At 66.5% G+C, this 12456-nt stretch carries 10 protein-coding genes and 1 riboswitch; of the genes, 4 read left to right on the top strand and 6 right to left on the bottom strand.

The window, feature by feature from the left end; all coding sequences use genetic code 11:
- Positions 1 to 49: 49 nt before the first annotated feature.
- The 4 genes from J2W22_RS09135 to J2W22_RS09120 form a co-directional block, all read right to left on the bottom strand.
- The gene (locus tag J2W22_RS09135) at positions 50 to 3244 is read right to left on the bottom strand and encodes an efflux RND transporter permease subunit (protein ID WP_307117906.1); all 3195 of its coding nucleotides are present in this window, start codon (positions 3242 to 3244) and stop codon (positions 50 to 52) included.
- A gap of 74 nt (positions 3245 to 3318) precedes the next feature.
- Positions 3319 to 4593, bottom strand: a complete 1275-nt coding sequence (locus tag J2W22_RS09130; protein ID WP_307117905.1) for an efflux RND transporter periplasmic adaptor subunit — start codon at positions 4591 to 4593, stop codon at positions 3319 to 3321.
- A complete protein-coding gene (locus J2W22_RS09125) occupies positions 4590 to 4979 on the bottom strand; it encodes a hypothetical protein (protein WP_307117904.1) in 390 nt (129 codons plus the stop codon). Before J2W22_RS09125 ends, J2W22_RS09130 begins: the two co-directional genes overlap by 4 nt.
- A 419-nt stretch (positions 4980 to 5398) precedes the next feature.
- Positions 5399 to 6010: a TetR/AcrR family transcriptional regulator gene (locus tag J2W22_RS09120; protein ID WP_307117903.1), complete on the bottom strand. Its 612-nt coding sequence runs from the start codon at positions 6008 to 6010 to the stop codon at positions 5399 to 5401.
- 287 nt (positions 6011 to 6297) lie between these two features.
- Between J2W22_RS09120 and J2W22_RS09115 the strand changes: the two genes are divergently transcribed.
- Positions 6298 to 7728, top strand: a complete 1431-nt coding sequence (locus J2W22_RS09115; protein ID WP_307117902.1) for a sensor histidine kinase — start codon at positions 6298 to 6300, stop codon at positions 7726 to 7728.
- On the top strand, positions 7725 to 8339 hold the full coding sequence (locus J2W22_RS09110; RefSeq protein ID WP_307117901.1) for a response regulator transcription factor: 615 nt from the start codon (positions 7725 to 7727) through the stop codon (positions 8337 to 8339). The genes J2W22_RS09115 and J2W22_RS09110 overlap by 4 nt, the downstream gene beginning before the upstream one ends.
- Here the strand turns inward: J2W22_RS09110 and J2W22_RS09105 are convergent.
- Both J2W22_RS09105 and J2W22_RS09100 read right to left on the bottom strand, forming a co-directional pair.
- On the bottom strand, positions 8336 to 8908 hold the full coding sequence (locus J2W22_RS09105; RefSeq protein WP_307117900.1) for a TMEM165/GDT1 family protein: 573 nt from the start codon (positions 8906 to 8908) through the stop codon (positions 8336 to 8338). The genes J2W22_RS09110 and J2W22_RS09105 overlap by 4 nt on opposite strands.
- A 10-nt stretch (positions 8909 to 8918) precedes the next feature.
- Positions 8919 to 9101: riboswitch (yybP-ykoY riboswitch) on the bottom strand.
- Positions 9102 to 9165: 64 nt separating this feature from the next.
- Positions 9166 to 9696: an alpha/beta hydrolase gene (locus J2W22_RS09100; RefSeq protein ID WP_307117899.1), complete on the bottom strand. Its 531-nt coding sequence runs from the start codon at positions 9694 to 9696 to the stop codon at positions 9166 to 9168.
- 230 nt (positions 9697 to 9926) lie between these two features.
- Between J2W22_RS09100 and J2W22_RS09095 the strand changes: the two genes are divergently transcribed.
- Together J2W22_RS09095 and J2W22_RS09090 are read left to right on the top strand one after the other, a co-directional pair.
- The gene (locus J2W22_RS09095; protein ID WP_307117898.1) at positions 9927 to 10133 is read left to right on the top strand and encodes a hypothetical protein; all 207 of its coding nucleotides are present in this window, start codon (positions 9927 to 9929) and stop codon (positions 10131 to 10133) included.
- Between the two features lie 169 nt (positions 10134 to 10302).
- The gene (locus J2W22_RS09090; protein ID WP_307117897.1) at positions 10303 to 12447 is read left to right on the top strand and encodes a TonB-dependent siderophore receptor; all 2145 of its coding nucleotides are present in this window, start codon (positions 10303 to 10305) and stop codon (positions 12445 to 12447) included.
- Positions 12448 to 12456: the final 9 nt, after the last annotated feature.

Raw genomic sequence — 12456 nt, 5'->3', positions numbered from 1 at the left:
CGGGAAAAGAGCCGCCCGAGGCCCCGGCTTTCGCCGGGGCGACGGTTCATCATTCAGCCGGCACCAGTTCGGGCGCATGGCCACCTTCGTCATGCGCCTTGCGGTTGCCGCGCATCCTGGCGATGCGGTCCCCAAGGGCGCGGCACACGACGTAGAAGGTCGGCGTGAACAGCAGGCCGAAGGCAGTCACGCCCATCATCCCGAAGAACACCGCGGTACCGAGCGCCTGGCGGAGCTCCGCACCCGCGCCGCTCGCGATCAGCAGCGGCACGGCGCCGAGGATGAAGGCGAACGAGGTCATCAGGATCGGACGCAGGCGGTCACGGGCGGCACGCACCGCAGCTTCCACCGGCGACAGGCCATCCTGCTCCTCGGCCTGCTTGGCGAACTCGACCACGAGGATCGCGTTCTTCGCCGCCAGCGCGATCAGCACGACCAGGCCGATCTGGGTGAGGACGTTGTTGTCCATGCCCCTGAGGTTCACGCCGGCCATGGCCGCAAGCAGACACATCGGCACGATCAGGATGATCGCCAGCGGCATGGTCAGGCTCTCATATTGCGCCGCCAGCACCAGGAAGACGAACACCACGGCCAGGGCGAAGACGAGACCCGCGGTGCTGCCAGCCATCTTCTGCTGGAAGGCAATGCCGGTCCACTCGGCGCCATAGCCCGGAGGCAGCTCGCTCGCGAGCTTCTCCATCGTGTCGAGCGAGGCGCCCGAGCTGTAGCCCGGAGCGGTATCGCCATCCACTTCGACCGCCGGGAACAGGTTGTAACGCGTCACGCGGTACGGACCGGTCTTGTTCTCGAAGGTCGACACCGAACCGATCGGCACCATCGCACCCGAGTTCGAGCGGGTCTTGAGGTTGGCGATATCCGCCTCGGTCGAACGGAACGGCGCGTCAGCCTGCGCGGTCACCCGATAGGTGCGGCCGAGCATGTTGAAGTCGTTCACGAAGGCCGAGCCGAGATAGACGTTCAGCGCCTCGAACACCCGCTCCGGGGGCACGCCGAGCATGTCCGCCTTGCGGCGGTCGATATCGGCGAACACGCGCGGGGTGGCGGTGTTGTAGAAGGTGTAGATCTGCTTCAGGCCGGGAGTCTGGTTGGCCTTGCCGATCAGACCGAAGGCGGTCTTGCCGAGTTCGTCATAGCCATGCTCGGCGCGGTCCTCGATCATCATCCGATAGCCACCGGCCGAACCGATGCCCTGGATGACGGGCGGCGGGACGACGAGCAGCATCGCCTCGTTGATGTCGGCGGTGCGCTTGCGTGCCTCGCCCATGATGTCCTCGATGCTGACGCCCAGCTTCTTGCGCTCCTCGAAGGAGAGCAAAGGCACATAGGCGGCGGCCGAGTTCGGAGCGAGCGTCTGCGACGGGCCGTCGAAGCCGGCGAGCATCACCGAGCCCTTCACACCCGGGATCGGCAGGATGCGGGCGACGACCTTGCGCATCACTTCGTCGGTACGCTCGAGCGACGAGCCCGGCGGCAGCTGGATGACGGTGAGGAAGTAGCCCTGGTCCTGCTGCGGAATGAAGCCGACCGGCGTCACCCAGAACATGCCCACGGTGGCGGCGATCAGGCCGACATAGGTGACCATCATCCGCTTCGGGCGGGTGACCAGCACCTGGGTGAGCTTGGCATAGCCGACGCTCATCCGCTCGAAGCCATTGTTGAACGCATCGGCGCCGCGGCGCAGCAGCCTGCCGACCGGCCCCTTGGCCTCGCTGTCATGGTGGCGCAGCAGCACGGCGGCCATGGCGGGCGACAGAGTCAGCGAGACGAGCAGCGAGATCGCGGTCGCGGCCGAGATCGTCACGGCGAACTGCTTGTAGAAGGCGCCCGACAGACCGTTGAGGAACAGGGTCGGCAGGAACACCGCGAGCAGCACCAGCACGATCGCGACGAGCGCACCGGACACTTCGTCCATTGAGGTTTGCGCCGCCTTGAGCGGAGTCATGCCCCGCGCCAGGTTGCGCTCGACATTCTCGACCACGACGATGGCGTCGTCGACGACGATACCGATCGCCAGCACCAGGCCGAACAGCGAGAGGTTGTTGAGCGAGTAGCCAAGCGGCAGCAGCACCGCCATCGTGCCGATCAGCGACACCGGGATGGCGAGCACCGGGATGATCGCCGCACGCCACTTCTGGAGGAAGACGATGACCACCAGCACGACGAGCAGGATCGCTTCGCCCAGCGTGTGATAGACCGCGTCGATCGACTGGGCGATAAACTCGGTCGGGTTGTAGATGACGCGATATTCCAAGCCCTTCGGGAAGTTCTTGGACATCAGCTTCAGCTGGTCCTGCACCGCATTGGCAGCGGCGAGGGCGTTCGAGCCCGGGCGCTGGAAGACGGCGAGGATCACGGTCGGCTTGTTCGAGAGATAGGTGTTGGACGAATAGTCCGCCGCACCCAGTTCGACGCGCGCCACGTCGCTCACGCGCACCTGGTGCCCATCGGCATCGGTGCGGATGACGACCTGGCCGAACTGCGCCGGGTCCTTCAGGCGGCCCTGCGTCTCGATGTTGAGCTGGAAGGCGTTGCCGGTCGGAGTCGAGCCCGGCTGGCCGAGCGTGCCGGCGGCAACCTGGACGTTCTGCGCGCGCAGCGCCTGGACGATGTCGCCCGCGGTCAGGTTGAGCGCGGCGGCGCGGCCTGGATCGATCCACACGCGCATCGCATAGTCGCGCGCACCGAACATGCGCACGTCACCCACGCCTTCGACACGGGCAAGCCGGTCCTTAACCTGGGTCAGCGCGTAGTTGGAGATGTACTCGCGATCGACCGAATTGTCGGGCGAGATCAGGTTCACGACCAGCAGGAAGTCCGGCGTGGTCTTGCGCGTCACGACGCCCAGGCGCTGCACCTCTTCGGGCAGGCGCGGAATGGCGACCGCGACGCGGTTCTGCACCAGCACCTGCGCCGCATCCAGGTTGGTCCCGGACTTGAAGGTGACGGTGATGGTGACGTTGCCGTCACCGGTCGACTGCGACGACTGGTAGAGCATGTCGTCGACGCCGTTGATCTCCTGCTCGATCGGCGCGGCCACGGTTTCCGCGACCGTCTCTGCCGAGGCGCCCGGATAGGAAGCGGTGACCGTCACCGTCGGCGGGACGATGTCGGGATATTGGGAAATCGGCAGCGCCAGATAGGCGATCGCGCCGATGATCGTGATGATCACCGCGATCACAGCCGCGAAGATCGGGCGCGTGATGAAGAACCGTGAGAGGCGCATCGGGCCACTCCTCGTGAATTGAGTTCGGAAAAAGGGTCAGCCGCCGGCCCCTGGGGAGAGCCGGCGGCTGATGGTCAACGGGCGAAAGTTGCTTCGCCGGTGACCGGCGCCGTGAGGGCCGGCGCCTGACTGGTTGCGGTGGGCTCGATCTTGCCGGCCTTGGGGGTCACCTTGCCCCCGGGCTGCGCGAACTGGGTGCCCGAGATCACGACCTTGTCCTGGGCGGTCAGACCGGTGCGAACGACACGCAGGCCGTCAACGACCGGGCCGAGCGTCACCGGCTTCGGTGCGACGCTGCCGTCCTTGCCGACGACCAGGACCAGCTTGCGGGCCTGGTCGGTCTGGATCGCAGCATCGGGCACCATCAGCGCCTGGGTGGTGCCGCCGGCCGAGAGGCGCATGTTGCCGAACATGCCGGGCGTCAGGAACATGCCCGGGTTGCTCAGCACCGCGCGCCCGCGGATCGTGCCCGACTTGGGATCGAGCCCGTTATCGGTGAAGTCGAGCTTGCCCTTCCACTTGTAGTCGGTCTCGTCCTGCAGACGGATCTCCACCGGCGATTCCTGGGCGCCCGCTTCCTTCGCGCGCTTGGTCTTGAGGAACAAAGCCTCCGAACCGTCGAAGGTGAAGTAGATCGGATCGAGCGCGTTGATCGTGGTCAGCAGCGAACCGCCCTGCCCCTCGCCCGCGGCGACCAGGTTGCCCGGATCGACGCGGCGATCCGAGATGCGGCCGGCGATCGGCGCGCGGACCTGGGTGAACTCCATGTCGAGCGCGCGGCTGCGGACGCGGGCCTGGGCAGCCGAGACGGCGGCGTCGGCGGCACGAACGCGGGCCTGGAGCCGCTCGACATCGCTCTTCGACACCGCCTCGACCGAAACGAGACGCTCGGCGCGGCTCAGGTCGGAACGGGCCAGCGCGAGATCGCTCTCGGCGCTGGCCAGCCCGGCCCGGGCCTCGGCCAGCGCTGCGGCGAAAGGACGCTGGTCGATCGTGAAGAGCAGCTGGCCCTTCTGGACGATCGCGCCATCGGTGAAGTGGACGCCGGTGATCGCACCCGAGACGCGCGGACGCACCTCGACCGCGCGGCTCGGCTCGAAGCGGCCGACATAGTCGTCCCACTCGTTGATGTCGCGGACCAGCGGGGTGGAGACGGTCACCACCGGCGGCGGCGGGGCCGCCATCGCGGCGGGCGCGTCCTTGCTGGCGATGCCCAGGCCGGCGGCGACCAGCACCACGGGGATCGCAACCAGGCTACCGCGCTGCCACAAGGGCATGCGGCGGATACGGGCCGAGACGCCCGGCTTGTTGTCGCCGGTCTCGGTTTCGATGCGCGAGATCATGTTCATTGGAATCGCTTCCCCTGATTAAGGGCTGCCCGGCCGCGGCTGATGCTCGCGAGCAGCGTTTCATATTGGTCGGGCGTGAAGCCCGCTTCGTGGAAGGCGCGGATCTCGTGACGCGGCACGGCATAGCCCTTGTGCCAGGCGAGCACCGACATCCGGCGCAGCGCCTCCAGCTTGAGATCCGCAAGCTTGGGATTGGGGCTCTCACCCCCGAAGATCATGCCCAGCGCCACCGAGAGGCGGCCGGGTTTCTCGAGGCTCGCCAGCCGGTCGTGCTGCGCGATCGCGACGACCTGCCATTCGAGCGCGGAGAAGCCGGTGACCGGGAGGACATCGGCAGGCGCCATGACCGGGCGCCCCTCGAGCGCGGAAAAGTTGAGATAGGCCATGATCGTCTCCTCCTGCTTGTTGCCCGGCGGAAGGCAAAACCTCCCCGTGCCGCGCGGAGCTGTTTCCGCGAGCATTTCCGGTCATCCTCAACCGGCACGAGACGAGGCCTTCGCGCAGACGCATGTGTCTGCGGCGCACCGTCCCGGTCCTGTCCAAATTCAGCGCTGCTGGAGTTTCGGGCTAGGACCCCAGTCCCATTCCCTCGCTTCGGCAACTTCCCTCATTTCTATACTGACTGGTATAGAAATCGTGCTGCGTTGCGTCAAGGGACTTTTTATACCGCTCGGTATTTTTTGTCGAGACGGGTGAGAAAAAAGTTTGACGGGTCGCCTGTCATCCCGGCGAAAGCCGGGATCTCAGGCGGCAAGCGGACTGTCAGCGGCACGAGATCCCGGCTTTCGCCGGGATGACGTCCACATCACTTGCTCGGCCAGCAGGAAAGGCTGGTGTCGATCAGCGCCTTGAGGTCGGCGCAGGAGGTGCCGCCACCGGCCTGCAGCGCGATGCCCTGGAGCAGCGCGGTCAGATAGGCGGTTAGCCCGATCACATCGGTGTCGGCGGGCAGGTCGCCCTCGGTCTTCGCGCGCTCGAACCGGTCGATCAGGCCCTGCTTCACGGTCGCGCCGCGCTTGAGCACTTCGGCCCGGATCGACTCGGCCTCGGTGCCGCAGGCGACCGAGTTGATCACGCCCATGCAGCCCTTGGGGTCGCACGAGCTCATCTGCATCTCGAGCGCGCCCGTCAGCAGCCGCTCGGCCACGCCCCGCGCGGTCGGCGCATCGAGCGCCTTGCCCATATAGTCGAGCTTCTCGCGCTGATAGAGGTCGAGCGTCTTCCTGAAGAGCGCTTCCTTGTTGCCGAAAGCGGCATAAAGGCTCGGCCGGGTGATACCCATCGCCTCGGTCAGATCGCTTAGCGAGGCGCCTTCATAACCCTTGGTCCAGAAGACGCGCAGCGCCGCGGTCAACGCCGAGTCGGTGTCGAATTCACGGGGGCGCCCCTTGGCGGCATGGCAGGCAGTGATTTCCATAATGACCGGTACATAATGTAGATGGGCCTGAAAGTCCAATGCCTTGCCCGGCTTTCGCACACCAGCACATTAACCACTGTATTTTCACGGGTGTGAACTTGTCGGCCAGCCGGATTACCCGGTCGCAATGATCAACTCTCTCCGACTCACCAGTTGGCGTGTCCATTCGGCGCTTGTGATTCAAGTTTCCAATGCATGCGGCCGCCATTCCGGCAGGTCGGGAGATACTGCCGTCTGAGATGATCGTCGGGGCGTTCCAGAAGCGGTGGGGAGGAATAGGCCTCGCCTTGCTTGCGGCAACCGCCGCCGGCGCGCTGCGCGCCTTGCTCGATCCCTGGCTTGGCGACCGGCCGCAATATCTGATCTTTCTCCTGGCCGTGCTGGTCGCGGCCTTGCTGGCCGGGCTGCTCCCGGGCCTGGTCGCGACGATCCTGTCGATCGCCATGGAAAACCTGGCGACGCCGCACGGCACGCCGGAAAGCATCGTCGATCTCCTGCTCTTCCTCGCCAGCGCCGGGCTGGTCCTCCTGCTCGCCACCAGGGCGCATGCCGGCCAGACCATCCTCGCCAGCGGCGCGCACCAACAGGCCGAACGGCAGCTCAGGGCGAGCCTGAACCAGTTCCGCTCGATCCTCGCCACCGTGCCCGACGCGATGATCGTGATCGACGAGCACGCCCGGATCCTCTCGTTCAGCGCCGCGGCCGAGCGGCTGTTCGGCTTCACCGAGGCCGAGATGGTCGGCAGCAACATCAACCGGCTGATGCCCCGCCAGGACAGCGGCCGGCACGACGATTATGTCGCCCGCTATCTCACCACCGGCGAGCGCCGGGTGATCGGGCGCGGCCGCACCGTGGTCATCGCCCAGCGCCGCGACGGCTCGACCTTCCCGATGGAGCTCTCGGTCGGCGAGGCGGTCACCGATGGCGTCCGCGTGTTCACCGGCTTCATCCGCGACCTGACCGAGAAGCAGAAGGCCGAAGCGCGGATCGAGCAGCTTCGCGGCGACCTGGTCCATGCCGCGCGCCTCAGCGCGATGGGCACCATGGCGTCGACCCTGGCGCACGAGCTCAACCAGCCGATCACCGCGGTGGTCAATTATGTCCGCGGCGCCGGCAACCTGATGCGCGTCGCCGAACGCTCCAACCTGCCGATCATCCAGCATGCGCTCGACGAAGCGACCGCCGAGGCGATGCGCGCCGGCGGCATCGTCCGCCGGCTGCGCGAATTCGTCGCGCGCGGCGATAGCGAGAAGAGCGTCGAGGATCTCGAGGCGCTGGTCGAGGAAGCGTCGCAGCTGGCGCTGATCGGCGCGCGCGAGCGCGGGATCGAGACCCGCTTCGTCATCGACCGGGCGAGCGCCGAGGTGCTGGTCGACAAGATCCAGACGCAGCAGGTGCTGATCAACCTGATGCGCAACGCGGTGGACGCCATGGGGGAATCGGAGATCCGCCGCCTCACCGTTTCGAGCCAGCCGGAACCCGGCGGCTATGTCCGCGTCACCGTGGCGGATACGGGACCCGGGATCGAACCCGAAATCGCGGAGAATCTCTTCCGCGCCTTCAACAGCAGCAAGCATGGCGGGATGGGACTGGGCCTCTCCATCTGCCGGACGATCGTCGAGGCCAATGGCGGAAAGATCTGGAGCGAGGCGCGGCCCGAGGGCGGCACGGCATTCCATTTCACTCTCGCACGCATGGAAACGGAGCAGTCTGAATGAACGACCGGCGTCTGGTGCACATCATCGATGACGAGGAAAGCGTCCGGAACTCGATCGGGTTCATGCTGCAGACCACCGGCTATGCCGTGCGCACCTGGCCGTCGGGTGCCGCGTTCCTGCGCGATCTGCGCAGCGCCGAGCAGGGCTGCATCCTGCTCGACATCCGCATGCCCGAGATGGACGGGCTGCAGGTGCAGCAGCAGCTCGCCGCGCGCGGCGTCACCATGCCGGTGATCGTGCTGACCGGGCATGGCGACGTCACCATCGCAGTGAAGGCGATGCGCAACGGCGCAGTCGACTTCCTCGAAAAGCCGTTCGAGGCCGAGCAGCTGCTCTGCGCGATCGAGACTGCCTTCGGCCGCGCCTGTGAGGGAAGCAGCGCCTCGCGCACCGACGCCGCGCGCACCCAGCTCGCCAGCCTGTCGATGCGTGAGCGCGAAGTGCTGGACGGGCTGGCGGCCGGCTTCCCCAACAAGACCATCGCCTATGATCTCGGCATCTCGCCGCGCACGGTCGAGGTGCACCGCGCCAACCTGATGCAGAAGCTCGGCGCGCGCAGCCTCTCCGAGGCGCTGCGCGTCACCTTCACCGCCGAGATGGGCGAGATCTAGAGCCAGCCCGCCGTCTCGACGAGCATCCAGGCGCCCGCGGCCAGGAACAGCGCCGCGGCAATGCCGTGCACCAGCTTGAGCGGGACGCGCTGCAGCAGCGCATTGCCCAGGAACACCGCGGGCACATTGGCGAGCATCATGCCGATCGTGGTGCCTGCCGTGACCGCCCAGACATTGTGGAACTTCGCGCCCAGCGCGACGGTGGCGAGCTGGGTCTTGTCGCCCATCTCGACCAGGAAGAAGGCGATCGCCGTGGTCAGGAAGGCGCCGAAGCGCGCCGGCTTGTCTTCTAGATCGTCGATCTTGTCCGGGATCAGCGTCCACAGTCCCATTGCGATGAACGACGCCGCGATCAGATAGCGGAACCAGGCGCCCGAGAGCAGCTCGGCAGCCGAGGAGCCGACCAGCGCGGCGAGGAAATGATTGGCCAGCGTCGCGACCAGGATGCCGAGCACGATCGGCACCGGCTTCCTGAAGCGGGTGGCGAGCAGGATGGCGAGCAGCTGGGTCTTGTCGCCGATCTCGGCGAGCGCGACGAGCGCGGTCGAGCTGAACAGGGCTTCGAGCAAGAGGAACTCCGGGCCGGACGGAGGCGAAATCCAACGACATCGCACCTCCCCGCCCGGCAAGGACGGAGATGCGACGCCATTGGTCTCGCCCGAACGGTGATCCCGTCCCTCCCGCGCCATGGCCTCTCGGCCAAGTATGTTGACGCGGGAGCCCGCGCAGGTGCGCGGCTGGCTACTCCCCAAATAGCGAGGTGCCGCCCAGGGGCAGCGCATTGGCCCCTAGCCTGCACCTCTGCAGAAATCCAGTCGTTTGTGTCTCAGCGCGCCAGGCTGAGCAGGCTGCGTTCGGTCTCCGGCTGCCCGTCCGCATCGCCGCGCAGCGAGGCGAGCAGCTCGCCGATCGATCGCAGCGGCGAGGAATCGAGGAAGCGGCTGCCCCAGTCCCGCGCCAGCGCCGCGGCATCCGCCCCGGTGTCGGCCAGGATCGAGGGGAAGGCGATGCGCAGCCGCGGCCCGGCGAACAGCTGCTCGGGCGAAGCGCCGACCACCGATCCCAGCGGCCGGACGAACACCGCCCCCGCCACCTTCTCGACATAGGAGGCCGGCGAGAGCCGCGCCCACCAGGTCACGGCGAAGCAGCCGATGCCGTGCGCGACCAGGATCACCGGGCGCTCGGTCAGGCGCACCGCCTCGTCGAGCCGCGCGGCCCAGAGATTGCGCCCGCCGCCACCGGCGCCAAGCTCGATGATCTGCCCGGCATGGGCTAGCAGATTGCGGGATGGACGATCGGCACGGTCATAGATCGTCAGGGTCGGAAGCGACGTATCGAAGAGGCCATTTTCGGGCATTCGCTTAACTCCCTCAAGCTGGGGAAAGCACGCTCAACGAGTCGCCAGCTTATTCCCACTCACTCACTGTGCAATTGCCCCTGCGCCAGGATGTTTTCCCCGTGCGCCGAAATAATAGAATCGAGCAACGAGCATCCAGGCACCGAATATTGCGGAAAGTTCATCCTGCGGAGACCTGCGGGCCATCCGGCGGGGCGCAATTTCCAGGCTCCACAACGGAGAAGATGCCCATGCTCAGGAAGTTGATAGTCGCCGGCGCCTCGCTCGCGATGCTCGCCGCAGCCTCGCCTTCGATCGCCGCCGCGCCGTGTCGCGACGCGCATGGCAAGTTCGTGAAATGCGCGACCAAGCCCGCCGCCCCTGCCAAGGCGACTCGCTGCAAGGACGCCAAGGGCAAGTTCGTGAAGTGCGGCACCGCGGGTGCCAAGCCCGCCTGACACCTCGATCCAATCGACACCATCATCACCTGATGCGGGGAGCGGCCAAACCGCTCCCTTCTTTTTACGCGGCGGGCAGGGTTCGCGCACCGCTTTCGCTAATGAGATTGACTCGCAATATACCCTTCCCTACCAGCCCCCGGACCAATCGTTTCAAAGGGTATCCGGGATGCAGACCTTCCTCCGCAGCGCGCTGCTTGCCAGCGCCATGCTCCTGCCCATGACCGCCTGGGCTGCCGGACCGGAGGGAGACGAGGATCAGGACAAGAGCCGCGACGAGATCGTCGTCACCGGCCTGGCGAACGAGAAGACGCCGTCGGCCACCGGCCTGGCGCTGACGCCGAAGGAAACCCCGCAGTCGATCACCATCTTCGATCGCACCCGGATCGACGATTTCGCGCTGACCAACGTCAACGACCTGATCGCCCAGCTGCCCGGCATCAATGTCGAGCGGGTCGAGACCGACCGCACCTATTTCAACTCGCGCGGCTTCGACGTGTCGAACTTCCAGGTCGACGGCATCGGCATGCCGCTGTTCTGGGGCATCCAGTTCGGCGATCTCGACACCGCGCTGTTCGACCGGGTCGAGGCGGTGCGCGGCGCCAATGCGATCATGACCGGCATCGGCAATCCGTCGGCGACGATCAACTATGTCCGCAAGCGCCCGTCCTTCGACGCACTCCACGCCAGCGTCGCCGCCCAGGGCGGCTCGTGGAACCAGTGGCGCGGCGAGGCGGACGTCAACGTGCCGGTGAGCGACACGCTCGCCGCGCGCTTCGTCTATGCGCACGACCAGCGCGATTCCTATCTCGACTACAACCACGTCAACCGGAACGTGTACGGCGCGATTATCGCCTGGAAGCCGGCACAGGGGCTGACGGTCACTGCCGGCTATACCCGCCAGGAGAACAACGCCGATGGCGTGCTGTGGGGGGCGCTGCCGCTCACCTATACCGACGGCACGCGCGTCCCCTATCCGGTCTCGGCCTCCACCTCGGCCGACTGGACCTATTGGGACGTCAAGGACCAGAGCGTCTTCGCCGAGCTGAACTACGAGTTCGGCGGCGGCTGGCAGGCCAAGGGGGTATTCACCTACAAGCGCTTCGAAGAGAATGCGAAGCTCCTCTACGCCTATAACTACCCCGACAAGACGACCGGCCTCGGCGTCGAAGGCATGTCGGGCATCTATCCCTCGGTCTACGACCAGTATCTCGGCGATTTCTACGCCTCGGGTCCGGTCACCCTGTTCGGCCGCGAGCACAGCCTCGCCTTCGGCGTTTCCACCGGCCGCTCGGACGGGCGCGAATGGGAGAATTTCTCGCTCGATACGATCGTCTATCCGAAATGGCAGGACTGGGGCAGCACCCAGGTCGCCGAGCCGACCTATCCGGGCGAATATCTCGCGGCGAAGTATACCGACAAGCTGACCCGCGCATACGGCGCCGCGCACCTCAACTTCACCGACCGGCTCAAGGCCGTGGTCGGCGCCAGCGCGATGTGGATCCGGTCCAACGGCACCTCCTACGGCACCGACCAGGCGCGCAAGGACAGCGCCGTCAGCCCCTATGCCGGCCTGCTGTTCGACGTGACGAAGAACGTCACGCTCTATGCGAGCTATACCGACATCTTCAATCCGCAGGTCGAGCTCGGCGTCGATGGCGCCAAGCTCGCGCCAGCCAAGGGCAGCAGCCTGGAAGGCGGCATCAAGAGCGAATGGTTCGGCGGCCGGCTCTACGCCACCGCCACCCTGTTCCGCGCCAGGCAGAAGGGGCTCGCCGCCTATGCCGGCGATTTCGGCGATCCGGCCGGCCCCTGCCCGACCGGCGGCAAGCTGGGCGACAGCTGCTATCTGGGCGTCGACACCACCTCCAGGGGCTTCGAAGTCGAGCTTTCGGGCAAGGTGACCGACAACTGGTCGATCAGCGGCGGCTATACCGGCATGAAGATCGAGGACGATGCCGGCAACCGCACCCGCACCTGGCTGCCCAACCGGACGCTCAAGTTCGCCACCACCTATGCCGTGCCGCGGCTCAACGACCTCAAGCTCGGCGCGCAGCTGCGCTGGCAGAACGCGATCACCTATGCCGATAGCGGCGTGCAGAGCGCCGGCCTGGTCACCGGCGACGTGATCCTGCGCCAGCCCAGCTATGCGGTGGTCGATCTGATGGCGAGCATCAGGCTGGTCGACCGGCTCACCGCCGCGGTCAATGTCCGCAATGTCGGCGACGAGAAATATCTCGGCAGCCTGATGTGGGGCCAGGCCTTCTACGCCGCGCCCCGCAGCGCGACCGTCTCGCTTCGCTTCGCCTACTGATCTACGGTT

This window comes from Sphingomonas kyeonggiensis (assembly GCF_030812785.1).
Lineage (GTDB): Bacteria > Pseudomonadota > Alphaproteobacteria > Sphingomonadales > Sphingomonadaceae > Sphingomonas > Sphingomonas kyeonggiensis_B.
Note: the sequence above shows the minus strand (reverse complement) of the source record. Positions and strands in the feature narration are given on the sequence as shown.

What these genes read in the sequence shown, in the direction of transcription:
- J2W22_RS09095 (WP_307117898.1), top strand. Translation starts at nt 9,927, where the DNA reads ATGCTCAGGAAGTTGATAGTCGCCGGCGCCTCGCTCGCGATGCTCGCC.
- J2W22_RS09125 (WP_307117904.1), bottom strand. Translation starts at nt 4,979, where the DNA reads ATGGCCTATCTCAACTTTTCCGCGCTCGAGGGGCGCCCGGTCATGGCG.
- J2W22_RS09100 (WP_307117899.1), bottom strand. Translation starts at nt 9,696, where the DNA reads ATGCCCGAAAATGGCCTCTTCGATACGTCGCTTCCGACCCTGACGATC.
- J2W22_RS09135 (WP_307117906.1), bottom strand. Translation starts at nt 3,244, where the DNA reads ATGCGCCTCTCACGGTTCTTCATCACGCGCCCGATCTTCGCGGCTGTG.
- J2W22_RS09130 (WP_307117905.1), bottom strand. Translation starts at nt 4,593, where the DNA reads ATGAACATGATCTCGCGCATCGAAACCGAGACCGGCGACAACAAGCCG.
- J2W22_RS09110 (WP_307117901.1), top strand. Translation starts at nt 7,725, where the DNA reads ATGAACGACCGGCGTCTGGTGCACATCATCGATGACGAGGAAAGCGTC.
- J2W22_RS09120 (WP_307117903.1), bottom strand. Translation starts at nt 6,010, where the DNA reads ATGGAAATCACTGCCTGCCATGCCGCCAAGGGGCGCCCCCGTGAATTC.
- J2W22_RS09090 (WP_307117897.1), top strand. Translation starts at nt 10,303, where the DNA reads ATGCAGACCTTCCTCCGCAGCGCGCTGCTTGCCAGCGCCATGCTCCTG.